This is a genomic window from Paraburkholderia sp. BR10872 (assembly GCF_040965835.1).
Classification (GTDB): Bacteria; Pseudomonadota; Gammaproteobacteria; order Burkholderiales; family Burkholderiaceae; genus Paraburkholderia; species Paraburkholderia nodosa_A.
Genome location: NZ_JBFRCN010000019.1, coordinates 1 through 16,650, shown reverse-complemented (window position 1 = coordinate 16,650; position 16,650 = coordinate 1). Strand labels below are relative to the sequence as shown.

The window sequence follows — 16,650 nt, the reverse complement described above, 5'->3', positions numbered from 1 at the left end:
TTAGTTCGTCGCAGCCGGCAGCGCGTTCAAGCTGCTCGAGCTACCGCCCATCGAACCCATGGTGTTGCTCATGATCCAGCCGACACCGCCCAGTGCCGGGCCGCCGAGACCATAGCCGAACACGTGGCCGTTCGTGACCTGCTGATCGCCACGCGACTTCTTGATGCCGTTGTTGATGCCGACTGCCGTGGACACCACGCCGCCGCCGTAGCATCCGTACACGATGCCGTTGAGCACCTTGGTACCGTCGCTTTGCAGCGAAGCAACCATATCGCCGATCGTCGCGTGTGCTTCCGGCGCGAAGCCGAGCGACGTGATAACGAACAGCATCATGGCGAGCGCCAGCATGTTCCCGACGGAATCGCGTTGCGCACCGGTCTTGCCAGCGCGCCACAAGCCGACCGCGATCAGCAACATCATTGCTGCCGCGAGCGCCGGAGTGTCGATCCACAGGCGCGTCACGCACGCGCCGACGGCCGCTGCCGCGACAAGCAGCGGGGCATGCTCGACCGCTTTCAGATGCAAGCGGTACTGCAGGTGCTGAATGGCACTCAGCGGGTTGAAAACGGCTCGCGCCGAAGTGAGGTATTGCATGATTTGATTCCTCTCGTTGATGGTTAACTGCTGCTGCCAATGGTGGCCTGAAAGGCGTCAAGCGTGCCGGTGATATTCACCAACGCTGCTCCTCCCAGAATGTGGACGAAGCCTTTCCACGCGTGATCCTCGTAGCCCCCTCCTCCGCCTCCGCTAGAGGCGCGCTTCAACAACGTCCATCCTTTCAGGCCGTACCACCATCCAAAGGTAGAAACGATCGTCAGCGCTGCATTGACAGCGCCCGCAAACGACCCGGCAGCGGAGGCTCCGCTATACGAGATCAAGCTGCCGTATGTCGTGCCGCTACTGCCGAGCGAGCCAATGGTGTTGGTCATCAGCCAACTGAAATTGGCGAGCGCTGCACCAATCAGGAACGTGACAAGAATGCTTTGGCCACTCACATCTGCGCCGGCCGAGGCAGACTTCTTCATTGCGTTCTGAATCGCCGCCGCACAGAACACGATCCCAACGCCGAGCGCAAAAGTCTGCGCCAGCGCCTGCAACGTCAGGAGATCCTTAGCGATGCTGGTAATCATGCTGGACAGGTCCATTACTGGATCACCCCTTCCGTGGTCACAATTTTGTAGTTGTCCGCATCGATTTTCGTAACGCGGGCGCTGCCGATCTTGTCGCCGACGGCAACGACCTGCTGCTTGCCAGTGCTTTCGTCCTCGACCCAGCCTTGTCCAGGAATCACCTGCTTGATGTGCAGGCTCGACAGAGCAGACGCACCGACAACGGTCTTCGTATCCCCGATGTTCGCGGTGCGCTTGTGCTTCGCCGGCGTGCCCTTCTTCTTGTGCAACTTCGCGCTCGTTGAATGGGCCGGCGGAGTCGACGACGTGAGGCCGTCGGCTGCGCCAGCGTCGCTCGAGCTATGCGGCGCATTGTCGAGTTGCGTCCGCAGCGCCTGGACCTGCGCCTTGAGTACATCGATTTCCGCCTGCTGCCTGTCGCTGCGCGAGGCAGCAACGTCGTTGCCTGTTGTTGCATCGGCAGCCGATGCAGTCGCATTCGTCGGATTCATTCGCGTTGTGTTCGGCTGCGCCCGCTGTGACGTGACCACATCGCTAACCGAAGCGGGGCCAGCGAACGCAGCCGCGTTCGGCGAGTTCGATACGAGGCCGCCGCCTGTGCCGGCAGCGCTCGAAGCCGACGGATTGAAGCTTTCCCGCGATGCTTGTACCTGCTGTGTCGGCAAAGCCGCGTCGAAGCCGGGATCCGGGATCGCATTTGAAGGGGTTGTCGCCTGGCTTTGAGGCGGCACTGCAGCCTGCGGTGCGGGTAGAGGTGCGCTCGGCTGTGCAAACGGCTGACGGGTCGCTCCAATCATTCCGCTGCCGCCTGCGTTAGCAGAAACAACCGCAGTGTTAGGCCGCGCCGGTGCGGTCATCTCCTTGTACACGGTCATGCCGACACCGAACAGGACCATCCCGCCAATCACGAGCACCGGCGTCGGGAGCCCTTTCCTCTTCGGCTTGACGGGGGCTGCGATTTCGCCGGTATCAGTCGCCGGGTCGCCTTGATCGTGCAAGCCGTCAGAGCCGTCGTTCCAGTGGGGCTCCTGCGGCGAAGCGTCTCTGTATTCGGCATCCTCGACATGTCTGTCGAAGTGATCGGTGATCGTCGTCATCGCGCCTGCGCTCCGAAAATTCGTATCAAAGTAATTATACGGAATAATTCAAAGTAGAAAACAGTCTTTCAGATCGGCTATTTATTGAGCTGCCACGTCGGCCTTGAACAGCACGACTACGGGCGTGTTCGCGTTCACCGTTCCGGTGATTTGCGGGACGGCGTCGTTCACTTTCTGGATGACGCTGGTAACCCCATTCGTACCACCTGATGCGGCGGCACCGGCGAGCTGCCGGCCGGAGGGTGAAGTGCTCTGTACAACCGTCGTTCCGCCAAGCGGGCTCGTTGTCATCGTTGCTCCCGCGTTCGCGAAAACCTGTCCGGCCGCACCGATCGCGCCGAGCAGCGCCGGCACAGCGATATGCGAAATAACGTGATGGTCGAGATCGGCTGGGAGAGCGTTACTCAACGTGTCGGCATTCAACGCCTCGGCCTGCACAGAGTACGTTTGCCCGTTACAGGTCAAGACCGTATAGGAGGCGGTGACTTCCTCGCCCGTGAGCTTTCCCGCGCCACGCAATTCCCCGCCCTTGCAGGGGCCCTGATCCATAGTGATCAGCGAATCAGAGGGGGCGTCGGTTTTGATCGCGTTCTCCAGGTGCCCGTAATACTTGTCGTTCGCGTGGATGAGAACCACCTTGGGGGCAGTGGAAGAGCTGCCCGGCGTGGCAGCTGCCGCCGTCGCGCCGGTAGCAGGTGTCGTGCTAGCTTCCTTCTGAATGCCGAGCACTTCCTGTGTGGGGTACGTCGTCCACTGCGTGGCCAGGCTACTCACTTCCTGGCCGACACCTGCTGCAGGTTGAGGTAGGGGCGGCAGCTGTTGCGCTGCGGCCTGACCGGGTTGCGTCTGGTAGTCGATCTTCTGGGGTTGGGCCGGCTGCGTCTGTTGGCTCCCTCGCGCATCCAGTGCGGCATTGATCTCGGCGTTGCGATCGGACAGCGCGGGAACGAAAGTCCCTCCGGAGCGCTCGGCCTGCGCGAGGCCCTCCTGGTTCGCCTGGTTCAGGGAATCGGAATATCGCTTCGTCTCCGGAGAGGGCTTGCCGCCCTTCGCGTTCATTGTCGGCGGCAGATTCGTCGGGGCGGTGTCTGCTGGCTTGTTCTTTGCCGACATGAACACGAGCACTCCACCCACCGCAGCCACCGCGACGATCGCGCCGATGACTTTCAAATTGCGCATGAAGCCCGGATGCATCTTTCGGTTGTTCTCGGCCATCCGCCTTACTCCAAATCGAGAATCACATTGCGCTCGACACCGTTCTCCGTGACGGTCACGACAGGCGTGCGCGGAATGTCATATACATGGGTGCCGTCAGCACCAGCGATCGAGCCAAAAAATGCCGGATTCGAGAGGAACAGATTCGTGCGCAGCATGATGTGGTCGCCTTCGGCAAACGCTGTCATGCCCTGCGGTGCGTTTTCCATCTTGACCGGCGTCGCATCGCGCGTTGTCTGCGTTCCGTCGAGGATCGCCTGCATCACGTCGCTGGGTAGGCCGATCTCCGGCGTCGAGCGTGCGGGCGCGATTGCGTTGGGGCCACGTCGGGGGATCCGGACGTCCATGCGATAGTCCGTCTCCCGTTGACCCGCAACCATCTTGAGCACGACCGGGAATGAGAGTCCCTTCAGGAACACGGCGACGTCCCCTTCCACATATCCACCTTGTGCCGTGATCGTGATCGTTGGCACATTGGGAACCGGATGCAGCACGTCGAAGCGACCCTTGGCGAGATTGTTGACTTCGACGATATCCCACGGATTTCCGCCCGCATCGATGAATGTCACTGCTGAGCCGAGATCAGATACGCGCACAATCGGTGGAGGCGCGCCAGGCGAAAGGTCCACGGTCTGCGTCGAATAAACGGGCTTTGGTGGTCGCGTCGGGCTCGCATTGGCCGCGCGACGCGAATCGTCGATCCGTTTGCGCAGCGCCCGAATCTGGTCAGCGGTGAGCGGGGACACTGCATTGACCGCTGCGTCATAGTTCGCAATTGATTGATTCGGCGCTTCGAGCGGAGGCAAAGGCTGCGGCGTCGCGAGGTTACTGTAGGCGACACCCTGCCCGCCACGCTGCGCTGTTGCGCCCGCGGTAGCAGAGGAGCCGGGATTCGCTGCGCCTGCACTTCCAGGAGCCTGCGCGCTACCTGCTGCGCCTGGCGTGAAAACCTGTGCTGCGCCTGCATTGGCAGGATTCGCAGTTTGGGCGTCTGCAATATCTGCTGCGCCGAATGCAATCAGCAGACTGCCGACGAGAAGGCACCGAGGACTCCGCATGTGTGCTCCCTTAGAACGGAGTACCGGTCACAGCCGCGATCTCGGTCCGGATATCAATGATCGCCTGAACGTACGCCGCAGTCGCGCTTGTCGGCGCGCTGTCGCGGAATTCCTCGAGGACGTGACGCTCGGCCGACAAGCCCGACACCAGATCGGTGAACTCGGCGTGCCAGTCGGTCCCCTCAACGCTCATAATCGGATGGACGTGCTGATTGCCGTGCGGACCATCGCGACAGATATCGGCCATCGTAGGCAGTGGTTGGAAATCGTCGCTCGGTTCTTTCGACGTATCTTCAGGCAAGTACATTTGGTCGTCCTCGGCGTTTCTTGACTGCTCGAACTACTACTGGTTCTGGCTGGAATTGTTGTTACCCGACATCAGGCGGGTCGCGATGATCGAGACACCTTGCGGATTGTCAACGTTCGATACGCGCTGCACAGATGCTTCCACGATGAACGGATACGAACGTTGGCTGGTCTGGTTTTGAAGCGTAATCGTGATCGGCTCCTGCACCGTCCACACGTATCCGCCCGGCGCTTCCGGCGTGACAGCAGTGATCACGGGGGCGGCAGTGGCAACGACACTCGATACCATCCGGTCCTGACGGATCTTCTGGATCAGGTTGGAACCATCGAAGCCTTTCATGAGTGCCGCGAAGCCGGCATCGCTGTAGCAGTCGTGGAGCGAATTCAGCTTTTCGCGCAGCTGGTCGGGAACGAACGTGAGGCTGAACGAGCGACTCACACAGCCCTGCGTGAACTGCTCGACGGCTTCGTCGCTGACAAGCGGGACGTCCAGAGGCACTAGTGCTGTGATGCGGCCGTGCGGATCCGTCGAGAAGTAATGGTTGTCCGGCTTTCGCGTAACCAGGATGCCATTGATGATCAGCGAAATAATGAGGGCGATCACGAGACCGACATTGCTCGCAAGGAGCTTCGGCCAACTGAACTTGTAGAAAAGCGTCTGCGTGATGAGCGCGAGCGCCGGGTGCATCCCAGGAGGGATGCCCGCGGAACTGGGTTGCCCGTTCCCCTTCTGGGCTGACCCAGCTGCCTGAGTCGGTCGCGGATTCGTCATGATTGCGTCTCCGCGAGTTCGAGAGCGTAGCGCTCCGGATAGAGGAGATGATCTTCGCAAAGCCGCCCGTCCTTGAAATTCGGGTGGGTCCGGCGTGCGTGCTGGATAAAGATCCGGGCTTCCTCGAGGCGCTCACGACGCAGCTCTGTTTCGCGCAATTGCGGCGCAGACAGACAGCGCACGTCATTCAGAACGCGAACGAGGATTTCGGCCACCTCCGGGCTTGGCATCGAGCCTTGCTCGAGCCGTGTCAGATGCCCTCTGGAAATGGTCGCTTCCTGACAAATTTTCGTCGCGTCCAGGTTGTGGAAGATCCTGAATGCACGGAGCAAGGTCAAGCCGAGCTCCCGGTCCCTGACGCTCGGCCGAAGCCGCCCCGACTTGATTTCCCCTACAGCTCTTCTCATAGCAAGCTCTTCATGGTGCTGCGTAGGCCCCGTGTGTGTTACCGCTTCGCCCGTAGATAAGTATTTTGTATCGTTACAATCATACAAACTTCACGCGAAGTCTAGCTGCACCGCGAGTTTCGCGTCAAGCAAATTGCGTATTGGGAAAAATTTGAGAAGATCTGCGAAGCAACTAGGTTTCTCTGTGACATCCGTCAATACCCAATACGCATTGGGGACCAAAAGAGGCAGAGAACAAATTCAAACCTGTCGCTGCCCGCATGGAACGCAAAAAGCAGCTCCACACGAGGGCGTGGAGCTGCTGGTCAAGGAACTGACTATCCGGATCGAGGCACGCAGGTCGAGATGACTGCGTGGGCTGAGGGGGCATCCGTGATTGACTGCTGGTACGGCTTGAGCGGCACGCCGGCATCGGCTAGCGCGGACACGAAGCGAATCATGCGACTCGACGACGTGGGTTCCACAAGGTTGCAGCGCCTTACAACAAATTTCAGTTCGCTTTGTAGAACATTTACGGCATTTATGGGGTTTTCTTTATCTTTTTTTATGCCGACTACATGTAATGCGCGATTGTGGTTGGCCGCGGTTTAAGTGAAACCCCGATCCAGAGCGGTTGAAACTATGCGAATTGAATATTCGGATTTTCGTCGCCGCCTTAATCTAGAGCGCAGCTTCGAAACGCGCGGCATTCACGCGTTGCATGCACAAACGCGAAGCCTACATTTCCCTGTCATTGCTTCATCAGCAAACCCTCCCGGTCGCATGTGTCGCGAGCGACGCATGCGACCGGGAGGCAACCTCAACCGCCGCGCGTGGTGCCAGGTGCGTTCGGCTTGGCCGCCGGCTTGTCCTTCTGGTCGCGCCACTTTAACCACGCACTACGGCGCGGGGCGTAGTGCCTGCGCGCCGTTCGTACCGACCCATGGCCGAGCAGCTCGGCCACCCGCTCATGCGATTCCTGCGCCTTGATGTTCGCCGAGAATTGGTGCCGCGCCGAGTAAAGGGAGAATCGCTTCGCAGACTCCTTGCCCCAGACGCGTCTGCACGCACGACGCAGTTCGGCCGCACAGCACTCGTGGATCGTTTCGAACGCGTATCCCTGATTCGTCAAGGCGCGTACGGCCTCGAGGTGCGCGTGCACCACAATCACGTCTTCGGGCTTCAGGTCGATGGTGCGGCTCTTGCCGTTTGCGCGACCATTCGTCGCCTTTGCGTTGACGACCTCCAATGTGCCCTGCCCGCTCTCAAGATCGACTTGCAGCGTGGCCTGCTTCCACTCGACTGGACGCAGGCCAGTCGGTAGCGCGGCGAGCAACCAGGCGGCCGCGACCTGAGACCAGCGACCGCCGTTTCGTGGATTTGCGAGATTGCCGACCAGAACACTGAAGTCGTTCTCGGGGATGCCCTTCCGCTTTCTCGACGACGTCTGGCCGACGGCGTTCTCCGGTTTGCAGTCTTGCCAGGGCAACCGCCGGATCGCTTCAGCGATCCGGCCGAACTCGGCCTCGCCGCGCTCTGCGGCTTCGTGTTCATAGAAGCAGGCGAGGCTCGCCTGATACTGCCGGAAAGTGGCCCACTTCCAGTTTGCGGTATTCCGGCGCAGGTACTCGACAACACTGGAGGGCTCTGGCCACGCGTCTTCCGGCATGCCCAGTTCGCTCGCAAGACGAGCAAGCAGCCCGCGCGCTCGGCTCAGGTACTTCGCGATGGTTTCTTCGGTTCTCGTTTGCAGCCTTGCGCGATCTTTTCTCATGCGAGCGATCCTCGTTTTATTCGTCTTCTTACGATGTCTGCTTTCTGGCCGGTACGGATCCTGAACGCGGAAGCGCTGATCGCTGTGCCGACCACTACCGGTCGCCTCGCAGTCGCCACTCTCTCTATGGCGCGCTGGACAGGATCCCACCTGCTCGAGCTCGTGCCCCTACGACTCCACTCGCCAGTCGGTATCACCCATATCTGGAGGCGGCTCTGTCCGTGCTCGATTCGATCGCTTTCCGCCCTGTTCGTTGTCCGCTCAATCAGGTTTCGGGCCGTTCGGTTTCGCAGTGGGTTTGTTTTCGTTACCAGTTAGGTATCTGGTGGCGGCTATATTCGCATATAGCCGCGTTACACGAACATGCAATGTGTCGTGTAACGGCTACTGCGTGGCAAGAAACGAACAGATACCGGTGTTGTCCGAAAACGATCTTTTCTGGGTACATGTTTGGTTGGTTACCGGTTCGATGTGGCAGCTGGCTTGCTCACGCCCTGCCCGATGTCGTGCTCCGCGGCATGCGCGCCGGTTGCCGCATGGGAGTGCACTCGCGCGTTGGCCAGCCGAATCGAGGTTGGAATCGAGCATCTTCATGGTGGCATCTGCGTCGCTGGGTGGCTTGCTGCTGGCGTCGAATGACGGTCGGATTCTGCTGTGGGACGCACTCGAGCGCCTGCGCGCGCGTCGAATTGACAAGGCCGTTACATGACATTGGAGTGATGTCCTGTAACGGCCGGCTTGGTCAATTCATGATGCTGGTGTCGATCATGCCCAGCATGCGTTTTCGGGTACTCGAAGCAGGCTGACTTTGCATCGGCTCCTGGCTGCTCGACGGCTCCGGGTGAGGGGCCGTTACCGGACGCTGCACGGACGGCGTCTCCGCCACCTGCTGAGGAGCCGGCTGCGGCCTTCTCGGCACCGGCGGCGCGCTCTGGCCGAGCACATCGATGTGCTCGCCGAGCCTGCGCTCGGTGCCTGCGCGGAGCACGGCTTCCGCGCGTAGGCCGAGGTTCGCCAGCTCTCGCAAACGGCCCATTCTCAAGCGATCATCCATGCAGTTGAGTGCGTCGAAGAGCTCTTGATCCCGCGCGCGGTTGACGTGGCCGTTCAGTCTCAGGCGTTCTTTTTCAGCCATGCTTCACCCAGCATTTGAAAGCCGCGCACGTTCGCAAAGACCGGGTGCTGACCGACGTGGACCTGATGATGGGGGAACCGGGCCTTGATTGCGTCCAGGTAGAGGTGCGTTGCGCCACCCACCACGATGACATTGTCGATATCGGCCACGCCGCGTGCGCCGCTAATCAGCTTGTTCACGGCGCTGTCCGCGAGCTGCGTGATGAGCGGGGTGTATTTCGCCAGATCGACCGGCTGTCCGTGGACTTTCAGCGGCCTTTTCAGGCGGATCGCCTCGTCGATGCGCGAGATATCGCCGGGGTCCTTCTGCATGTCGTGCTCGATCGCCGCGCGCAGCTCGGCCAGGATCGTCGAAGCGCCCGAGTCATTGACAGCGGCCGAGCGCGCGTCGATTGGCCGAGTCCCCTCCGACGTAACCCAGTCCAGGGTGTAGTAGCCGGGGTCGATGATGAGGTTCTTTTCGTGTTCCATTGCGTCCAGCATGTCGTGCTGTATCACGTAGTCATAGAACCCGCCCATCGGCTGCGGAACGACGGAAACCTTTTGAATCTTCACGGTTTTGTCGTTCAGACGGTGCACGCCGGCGATGTAGTTTTCAAGCGCCTCGCGCTTGGATTGGTAGGTGGTCAGCGGCAGGCCGAGCACGAGGCAATCGACTTCGTCGACCTGCATGTAGCTCAGTGCGCCAAGCACAAGCGCGAGGTAGCGGCTCGACAGGCAGAAGTTCTCGTCGAGCGTGCGATCGTGCGCGCCCCCGCCCAGCACAAGGCGGACTTCGCGGCCCACCTCGAAGCGTTCGCCACCCTCGAGGTCGATGCGCACCGTGTCGCGGCTCTGGCCGAGCGTTGCTGAGAGGTCGTTCGGGAGGGCCGTCGGCGTCAGCGACGGAAACATTTCGCAGAATTCGTTCGAGCTGGCGTCCCCGTCGTCGGTCGGCAGGTGGCCCGTCGTGTACTTGGTGTTTCCGTAACCCACGTCCACGGCGCGGGCGATCAGCGGTTTGCTCATTCGATTCTCCACTAGGTCTGGCGTGCTGCTGTCCCTTGCCCCATGCAAGGTGAAGCGGTCCTGACGCCAAGGTGACGCCGCGCGGCGTCATTGCTGCACATAATACCGTATCGTAGTAATGATACAGAATTGATTTTCGATTTAGATCACGTTGACGCTGCGCCGACGCGGCAATGACGCCACAGTGACGCGGCGTTGACGCGAGTCATTACACCCGAGCGCTTGGGTGGAACTCCCCTACCATTTGCGCTTCTCGGTTGAGCACCGTAGTAACGCCGCATTGACGCCACAATGACGCCGCGACGACGCGAACTCCACGCAATTTCAATTTTCACTGCGCACGTGGCAAATCCGGGCACTAGTCGATGCTGAATTGACGCCGGAATGACGCCGCACTGCGTCATTCACCTTCGCATGAGGGACAGAGTCTTCGAAGGAGCTCGCCATCTGTGGTGGGCGCTCTTCACGTAGTTTCTGAGGTTTCGCCAGGAAACCGGCGCGGGATGGAGCCTTTGCGCATCGGAGAAAAGCAAAAGTTAACTTGCATGCGCCCCGTTTACCGTTTACATTTCGACGAAATTCGCCATTCAGCGGCAAAGTTATCGATGAATGGCGAAACCAGCGTCCAATAACCGGGTGCCGTCAGAGCGGCAGGGGATCCATTCTATGGCAGTGGCCAAACCGATTGTCAGCATTTCGCCGTACGTCAGGCATGTGCCTCAGGGTATCGAGCTCGAGGAGATCGAAACGATCGCCCAGAATGCGAGCGAGATGCTAGTCAACGTTCGCGAGAGCATGCTCGCCCCTCATCCACGCAAGCGCGCACCCGTTTTCACAACGTCCCAAGTGGCTTCGCTGTGCCGCATTGACCGCAAGAAGGTCAATTATTACTGGGAAAAACCGGATCTCCAGCTGCCGCAGGGCACCGTTCTACCTCGCACCCGCGAGTTCACGCTGGCCGAGGCCCGCGAATGGGTCACGAAAGTCGGCCCATTCCCCAAACGTCCACCTGGCGTAAAGGGAAAGAAGATTGCGATCGGCAACTTTAAGGGTGGCGTTTCGAAGACGACAACCGCTGAGACGCTCGCCCAAGGATTGTCGCTTTTCGGTCGAAGTGTATTGCTCGTTGACCTGGATCCTCAGGCGTCGCTCAGTGCGCTTAATGGCATCTTAGCGGACAGCGAGGTCTCAGAAGACCAGACTATTCTCCCCTTGATCTATGGCGAACAGTCGTCTCTCGAATACGCGGTTCAACCAACGTATTGGGATGGAATTGATCTGATCCCCGCTAGCGCGGCCTTGTTCAGCGCAGAGTTCTTTCTTCCCTTCAAGCAGTCCAAGGATCGTGGATTCAAATTCTGGGATGTGCTGAATACGGGTCTCGAGCCCCTTTTGGACAAATACGATGTCGTGATCATCGACACCCCACCCGCGTTGTCCTACGTCACGATCAATGCATTTATGGCTGCAGATGGACTTATTGTTCCGACGCCGCCGAGTGCACTGGACTATGCGTCTTCGACACAGTTCTGGTCGCTATTCACAGATCTGGCCCGCAGCATGAAGACCATCGTGCCGGATCTCAACAAGCGATTCGATTTCATCCACGTCCTGCTTGCGAAGGTCGATGCAAGCCAAGCGGCAACTCACGCGGTCCGCGAGTGGATTAACCGCACCTACGAACGACTTGTGCTGCCAATCGAGATTCCGACGACTACCGTCACGCAAAGCGCATCGACGGAATTCGGAACGGTCTACGACATTTCGAAATATGAGGGCAGCAACAAAACCTATCAGCGTGCGCGTGAAGCATACGACCGGTTTGCGGAAATGATCGATCAGGAAATATTCGCGCTCTGGAGCGCAGAGTTGGAGGCTAGATGAGCATCAAGGACAGAATGGCGGCCAAAACTGCTGCGATAGCACCGCTGGGCAAAAACCCGCGAGCGCCTAGCGTAAGTGACCTGCCCAAAACTGGTCCGGGGCAATTCCTTGCCGCCATGCCACTTTTGGCAGAGAAGGACGAACAGCTAGAGAAGATGTCCGCGGAAAACCGGGAGCTACGTGAGCAAGTGGCAAAAGGCTCACCGGGCGGGTTTGAAGTCGCCCTTGACAAGCTGGTCGAGGTCAAAGGGCGTCGTCGTTTCAAGTCCGCGGAGAAATATGCAGAGCTGCGCGAGAACCTCCGAAACAATGCACTCATCGAGCCGATCGTTGTCGCGCCACTGGCAGACGGCCAATACGAGATTCTCGCCGGCCATCACCGAACTGACGCATATCGAGAATTGGGTCGGCCGACGATTCGGGCAATTACTCAAGAGGGTAGCGAAGACGAGGCGGAGGATGGCGCGTTCTACTCAAACCTCTTGCAGTCGGATCTGACCGACTACGAGAAGTACCGTGGATTTAAGGCCAAGCAAGATCGCAATCCGAAACTGACCCAAGCGCAACTCGCAAAGTTGTCTGGCTTTTCAGAGTCGACGATCTCCTTTCTCTTCGCTTTTGAACATTTGCCCCCCGACGTCATTTCCATGTTGCACGCGCGTCCGGATCTGCTGGGCGCCACCGCCGGTTACGCGCTCGCGAATCTCGCCAAGCAGGGCCGTGATCAACAGGTCGTTGCGGCGGTTAAGAAGCTTGCGGCGGGAGAGGTGGATCAATCCCAAGCCGTGAAGTTGGCATCGGGCGGCGACGCTCGCGAAAAGCCCGCGGCCGCGGCCGCAGTTTCGGACAAGATCAAGATCGGTAAGGCGGTCTACTGCCAGATGCGCCGCGCGAACAATGTCCTGCGTCTCCAGTTTCAATCTGACGCGGAGGCGGAGCGTGTTCACGCCGCAATTCGTGCTGTGCTGGAGTCCGAGGCGAAGGCCGGACAGTCCGACAAGAATGATTGAAAAAAAGTCGTTGAAAATCAACGGCTTTGGAATCTAAAGATCACGAAAAGGCACCCAGATGGACGCATAGCGCTCTATGAAAGACAAAAGCCTTGGGCTGCAACCCAAGGCTTTTGAAAAAACGGGCTTGTTATCGCCCTGGCGCAAACTCCCCGCCTGCAAGCGGACAGATCACACACACAGGATCGGAGTCTACGCCAGGAATCGCGGTAGTCAAGCGTTTCGTATCGATTTGTGGAAATCGAACGATGCTGATCGCGCATTCCAATGCTGGCGAGGGTAACGTACGCCCTCACACCCCTGAATCCTGCCCCGCGGCCGGTTTCGAGCCGTCTACCCGCAATCTGCCGTACCAGACACTCCGCGCGCAACAGTGCGCCATGGAGCTCAAATCCCTCCCGCAACGCGCGCGCTGCGCGCTCGCCGCCATCGCCCTGACCGTCGATTGCCGCAAGCCACTAGCGTCCGTATTCGCCCGCCGCGCCTATCTCACCGAGCGAGCCGGGATCTCCGAGCGCACCTGGTTTCGCGCGGAAAGGGATCTCGTGGAGGCTGGGCTGATTACTGTCGCTGAGCAGATCCGCAAGGGTCCACGAGCCCGCTTCGATTCGGCGTACATCTACCTGACGCCCGAGGCAGTCCGGTTGCTCCGCTTCGCCGACGAGCTCGTCGCGCGAGGCCGCCGGCCAGCTCGCGCGAGCGCCGAACAGGAGCAGTCCGCAGCAGCCGAAGCGCCGTCTTCTTCGGCCTCACCGACTGCCAATCCGGCAGCCCCGTTTACTGAAGATCTACTCCCTGCTTCTTCTCAAAAGAGACAACCAGCCGGCGAACTGCCTGAGGACCTCGAGCGCCTTCGGTCGCTGGGTTTTCATAAATTCCTGATCTTCCGGCTCATGGGCGAGGCGCGGGAACAGGGCAAGCTGCTGTCCGACGTGGTCGAGGCGATCTGGCACAGCCTGAAGGCGGCAAAGCGGCCGATCCGCTACCTGCAGGCGATGCTCGCCAGACCGATCGATTTCCGTCACGTGGCAGCGCAACGACGCGCCACTGAAGCGGGCGCGCAGCGCGAGCTGCATGAACAGAAACAGGATCTCGATCTGGTCGGGCAGTGCGCTGGCCGGGAATTCGTCAGCGCCGACGGCAGGATCCGGTATCACGTCTCGTCTGACGCGGCGACCCTGACGTCGCACCACCTGGGCGAGGACAGGCCACGCGTCGCAGCCGGATCGTGGCGACGCTGGTTCGCAGAGGGGCTCTCGAGCGGGGCCGTGCTGGCGAAGCCGGAGGCGGAAGAAGAGGGTGGATTGCAGGTGGTCACGAAGGAGGCGCGTGACGCCTGCTTCGCGACGCTCCGGGCATCGCTGCGTATGCGCGGGGCCGTCGGCCCGGCACGGGCGATCGCCTAGCCGCCGTAGATCCGGGCCAGCTCCTGGATGCTCCGGGTGCGTTCGGCCCGCACGTAGATCGTGGTGGTCTGGATGGAGAGGTGGCCGAGCAGCCGCTGCAGGACGTCCACCGGTACGCCCTTGGCGGCGAGGCCCGATGCGAAGGTGTGGCGCAGCGCGTGCGGCGCGGTACGGAGCAGCGTGCGCTCGGCTTCGCCCAGATCCAGCGTGGCATCCCCCGCAATACGCGCCAACGCCGTCACGACCACGCGGTACAGGTTGTCCGGTGCAAATCCGATGCCGGTCAGGGATGGATCCCCTATGAGATCGCGTTCGATCTGTCTGGCCTCGGCGTCGGTCTGGGCCGCCACAACGACCGGCGAGAGCAGGGCGTGGTGGGCGCCTTCCGGCGCATCGAAGTCCAGTCCCCGGTCGTGCCAGTGAGCGCGCAGCGCGGCGATCACGCGCGCGGGCACGAAGACCGTTCGCCACTTCCTGCGCTTGCCCAGCACCGCGATTTCCCAGAGCGGCTCCGTCTGGTCAGCCGTCTCCGGCACAGGGCGGCAACGATCGCGGGTGACGCGCGCCGCTTCCTCCCGGCGCATGCCGGAAAAGCCGATCAGCATCACGGCGGCGCGCGCCACGCGCAGCTGCACGGCCAGCGTCCCCGCTTCCCAGGGTCGCATCGGCCTCGTGTCCGACCCGGAGCGCGGCGACGGCAGTCGCGCGCAGACGCGTTCGAAGATGCCGTCAGGGCAGGTGAGGGCGGTCCACAGTGCATCTGGAATGGCCTTCTCGATGGCCATCGGGGTTTCGCGCTGGTCCACGGGCGGATCGTCCACGGTGTGCCACGGGTTGCCGCCCAGATAGCGCACGTTCACGAGCCAGTCGAAGAACGAGCGCAGCGCCTGGATCGCGTAGCGCTGCGACACCGGCAGCAGCGCGCCGGCGAACGGTCGCCAGCGCGACGACGTGCGTGGCGCACGCGGGCCGGTCCAGGCCCCGGGCAGGTCGCCCAGGAAATCCTTGTACGCCTCGCATTCATCCGTGCCAATGCTGGAGAGCGCGATGCGCCGCTCGCGCACGCACCAGAGCAGGAACCGCTCGAGCTCCTTCTGGTAGGCCCGATGGGTCTTCGGACGCTCCCGGAACCGGTACAGGTAGGCGCGTACTGCGTCGAGGTCGTTGCGGGCACTGATCAGGCAGAAGCCGTGCGCGCGGTTCAGCCCGGTGTGGCCGTCGAGCGCGGTGGCGATGCTGCGCAGGCGCTCCAAAGGTACCAGTGGCACGAGCGGGTTTGCGTGGTCCGCGCCGTCGGCATGCGTTCCCGTGTCTGGCGCGAGCTCGACCAGATCGCCGCGCACGGGCTCCGCCTCGAGGCGCAGCGCGCCGAGCGTGCCGGCGTGGCCGGCGAGCCACCGTTCGATCGATCGGGCCTTGCCCGCGCCGATGCGCGTGACGCCGCGGAACCAGCCGGGACCGCGTGCGTTGATGTAGGCCGTCAGGTCGCCGAGCGTCTGGATGCCTTCGAGGCGCAGCGGCTGGAACGCAACGGGCTTGAGCCACGCCGAGACGCTATCGGCCGGCACCGGACGCGAGACGTCCTGGTCAGCCGCCTTGACGAGGAAGTCGATCGCCGCGCGCGACCAGCGGTTGTAGGTGCGCGCGTCAGCCAGTGTTTTCGAAAGCAGCGGATTCGAGAGCGACACGCGTTCGACCAGGTGATCGCGCATGCCGTCGAGCCACGCCTCGAGCTCGTGCGGGCGGCCGATGCCGCGCGCGGCCAGCTCGTGCTCGCCATAGACGTGGTCGATGATGTTTGCGGCCGGCATGCGGTTCAGGCGGAAGCGTAGCGCCGTGAAGTCGGTGCGCGTGTAGCGGCGCGGCGCGTCAGCGACGCGGGTGTGCTGGGCCATGACAGGATCCTGATCGGGTCGGTCGCAACTAACCGTCCGGTGCGCGCCCATGGACGGGGCTATGCAGCGGCCGGAAACCCCTGAAGTATTGCAGAAAGCGCCCTGTTTCGCTGAATAATATAGGGCTGATAATAAACATTATCAGCCCTAATCGAGCCCGGCAAAGCGGGCGAGGGTGGCAACACGTCCGTTTGCGCGCACGGTGCGCTCCAGTTATCAACTAGAGTTCTCGCTACTGGCCGGGTCTGTTCTGAATGCCCCAGCTCCAGCCGCCTTGCGGGAACAGGAGACCAATATGGACACGATGGACGAGCGCCTCAAGACGCTTTACGACTACACCAAGTTCCACATTGGGATGTACACCACACTGATCGGCGCGATCATCGCGGTGTTTGGAAACAAGGATTGGGCACTGTCGTACGGCGCCCTGTTGCCCTGGGCGTACGGCAGCGCGGTGGCGTTCGCGATTGCCGGAGTCTTCGGGGGGCTCGTCGCCAGCAGCATTCCCTATTACCGGACATTCAAGGAGTTCGAGGATGCACGGCTCGGTGCGTGGAAAGCCAAACGAATTTGCG

General features: G+C 61.1%; 16 protein-coding genes. 4 read left to right on the top strand and 12 right to left on the bottom strand.

Features of this window, described 5'->3' with window-relative positions; translation table 11 throughout:
• The 11 genes from AB4Y43_RS16635 to AB4Y43_RS16585 form a co-directional block, all read right to left on the bottom strand.
• A complete protein-coding gene (locus AB4Y43_RS16635) occupies positions 1-594 on the bottom strand; it encodes a hypothetical protein (RefSeq protein WP_368728270.1) in 594 nt (197 codons plus the stop codon).
• Positions 595-617: 23 nt separating this feature from the next.
• Complete coding sequence (gene traQ, locus AB4Y43_RS16630) at positions 618-1,130, bottom strand: conjugal transfer protein TraQ (protein WP_368728269.1); 513 nt, start codon at positions 1,128-1,130, stop codon at positions 618-620.
• A 14-nt stretch (positions 1,131-1,144) separates the two neighbouring features.
• Positions 1,145-2,227, bottom strand: coding sequence for a hypothetical protein (locus AB4Y43_RS16625; RefSeq protein ID WP_368728268.1), 1,083 nt, complete (start codon positions 2,225-2,227; stop codon positions 1,145-1,147).
• Between the two features lie 81 nt (positions 2,228-2,308).
• On the bottom strand, positions 2,309-3,442 hold the full coding sequence (locus AB4Y43_RS16620; RefSeq protein WP_368728267.1) for a DotG/IcmE/VirB10 family protein: 1,134 nt from the start codon (positions 3,440-3,442) through the stop codon (positions 2,309-2,311).
• Positions 3,443-3,447: 5 nt separating this feature from the next.
• Positions 3,448-4,500 carry a DotH/IcmK family type IV secretion protein gene (locus AB4Y43_RS16615; protein ID WP_368728266.1) on the bottom strand — a complete coding sequence of 351 codons (1,053 nt, stop codon included), beginning with the start codon at positions 4,498-4,500 and terminating at the stop codon, positions 3,448-3,450.
• Positions 4,501-4,510: 10 nt separating this feature from the next.
• Positions 4,511-4,807, bottom strand: a complete 297-nt coding sequence (locus tag AB4Y43_RS16610) for a hypothetical protein (RefSeq protein WP_368728265.1) — start codon at positions 4,805-4,807, stop codon at positions 4,511-4,513.
• 36 nt (positions 4,808-4,843) lie between these two features.
• Positions 4,844-5,578, bottom strand: coding sequence for a DotI/IcmL family type IV secretion protein (locus tag AB4Y43_RS16605; RefSeq protein WP_368728264.1), 735 nt, complete (start codon positions 5,576-5,578; stop codon positions 4,844-4,846).
• Positions 5,575-5,916: a helix-turn-helix domain-containing protein gene (locus AB4Y43_RS16600; RefSeq protein ID WP_368728263.1), complete on the bottom strand. Its 342-nt coding sequence runs from the start codon at positions 5,914-5,916 to the stop codon at positions 5,575-5,577. Before AB4Y43_RS16600 ends, AB4Y43_RS16605 begins: the two co-directional genes overlap by 4 nt.
• An 868-nt stretch (positions 5,917-6,784) precedes the next feature.
• Positions 6,785-7,633, bottom strand: a complete 849-nt coding sequence (locus AB4Y43_RS16595; RefSeq protein ID WP_368728262.1) for a site-specific integrase — start codon at positions 7,631-7,633, stop codon at positions 6,785-6,787.
• An 847-nt stretch (positions 7,634-8,480) separates the two neighbouring features.
• Positions 8,481-8,873, bottom strand: a complete 393-nt coding sequence (locus AB4Y43_RS16590; protein WP_368728261.1) for a hypothetical protein — start codon at positions 8,871-8,873, stop codon at positions 8,481-8,483.
• On the bottom strand, positions 8,852-9,880 hold the full coding sequence (locus AB4Y43_RS16585) for a PRTRC system protein D (protein ID WP_368728260.1): 1,029 nt from the start codon (positions 9,878-9,880) through the stop codon (positions 8,852-8,854). The genes AB4Y43_RS16590 and AB4Y43_RS16585 overlap by 22 nt, the downstream gene beginning before the upstream one ends.
• A 666-nt stretch (positions 9,881-10,546) precedes the next feature.
• Here AB4Y43_RS16585 and AB4Y43_RS16580 point away from each other — a divergent pair.
• The 3 genes from AB4Y43_RS16580 to AB4Y43_RS16570 all read left to right on the top strand — a co-directional run bounded on the left by AB4Y43_RS16580 (position 10,547) and on the right by AB4Y43_RS16570 (position 14,180).
• On the top strand, positions 10,547-11,764 hold the full coding sequence (locus AB4Y43_RS16580; protein ID WP_368728259.1) for a ParA family protein: 1,218 nt from the start codon (positions 10,547-10,549) through the stop codon (positions 11,762-11,764).
• Positions 11,761-12,774 (top strand): ParB/RepB/Spo0J family partition protein, encoded by a 1,014-nt coding sequence (locus AB4Y43_RS16575; protein WP_368728258.1) that lies wholly within the window; start codon positions 11,761-11,763, stop codon positions 12,772-12,774. Before AB4Y43_RS16580 ends, AB4Y43_RS16575 begins: the two co-directional genes overlap by 4 nt.
• 248 nt (positions 12,775-13,022) lie before the next feature.
• Complete coding sequence (locus tag AB4Y43_RS16570) at positions 13,023-14,180, top strand: replication protein O (RefSeq protein ID WP_368728257.1); 1,158 nt, start codon at positions 13,023-13,025, stop codon at positions 14,178-14,180.
• Here AB4Y43_RS16570 and AB4Y43_RS16565 read toward each other — a convergent pair.
• A complete protein-coding gene (locus AB4Y43_RS16565; RefSeq protein ID WP_368728256.1) occupies positions 14,177-16,075 on the bottom strand; it encodes a phage integrase family protein in 1,899 nt (632 codons plus the stop codon). The genes AB4Y43_RS16570 and AB4Y43_RS16565 overlap by 4 nt on opposite strands.
• Positions 16,076-16,370: 295 nt before the next feature.
• On the opposite strand from AB4Y43_RS16565, the gene AB4Y43_RS16560 reads away from it, so the two are divergent.
• On the top strand, positions 16,371-16,650 hold a 280-nt coding region (locus AB4Y43_RS16560; RefSeq protein WP_368728255.1), incomplete at its 3' end, for a hypothetical protein.

Bases quoted from the DNA above. Each gene is read 5' to 3' on its own strand.
- AB4Y43_RS16635 (WP_368728270.1), bottom strand. From the start codon at position 594: ATGCAATACCTCACTTCGGCGCGAGCCGTTTTCAACCCGCTGAGTGCC.
- traQ (WP_368728269.1), bottom strand. From the start codon at position 1,130: ATGATTACCAGCATCGCTAAGGATCTCCTGACGTTGCAGGCGCTGGCG.
- AB4Y43_RS16625 (WP_368728268.1), bottom strand. From the start codon at position 2,227: ATGACGACGATCACCGATCACTTCGACAGACATGTCGAGGATGCCGAA.
- AB4Y43_RS16620 (WP_368728267.1), bottom strand. From the start codon at position 3,442: ATGGCCGAGAACAACCGAAAGATGCATCCGGGCTTCATGCGCAATTTG.
- AB4Y43_RS16615 (WP_368728266.1), bottom strand. From the start codon at position 4,500: ATGCGGAGTCCTCGGTGCCTTCTCGTCGGCAGTCTGCTGATTGCATTC.
- AB4Y43_RS16610 (WP_368728265.1), bottom strand. From the start codon at position 4,807: ATGTACTTGCCTGAAGATACGTCGAAAGAACCGAGCGACGATTTCCAA.
- AB4Y43_RS16605 (WP_368728264.1), bottom strand. From the start codon at position 5,578: ATGACGAATCCGCGACCGACTCAGGCAGCTGGGTCAGCCCAGAAGGGG.
- AB4Y43_RS16595 (WP_368728262.1), bottom strand. From the start codon at position 7,633: ATGCCGGAAGACGCGTGGCCAGAGCCCTCCAGTGTTGTCGAGTACCTG.
- AB4Y43_RS16590 (WP_368728261.1), bottom strand. From the start codon at position 8,873: ATGGCTGAAAAAGAACGCCTGAGACTGAACGGCCACGTCAACCGCGCG.
- AB4Y43_RS16585 (WP_368728260.1), bottom strand. From the start codon at position 9,880: ATGAGCAAACCGCTGATCGCCCGCGCCGTGGACGTGGGTTACGGAAAC.
- AB4Y43_RS16580 (WP_368728259.1), top strand. From the start codon at position 10,547: ATGGCAGTGGCCAAACCGATTGTCAGCATTTCGCCGTACGTCAGGCAT.
- AB4Y43_RS16575 (WP_368728258.1), top strand. From the start codon at position 11,761: ATGAGCATCAAGGACAGAATGGCGGCCAAAACTGCTGCGATAGCACCG.
- AB4Y43_RS16570 (WP_368728257.1), top strand. From the start codon at position 13,023: ATGCTGATCGCGCATTCCAATGCTGGCGAGGGTAACGTACGCCCTCAC.
- AB4Y43_RS16565 (WP_368728256.1), bottom strand. From the start codon at position 16,075: ATGGCCCAGCACACCCGCGTCGCTGACGCGCCGCGCCGCTACACGCGC.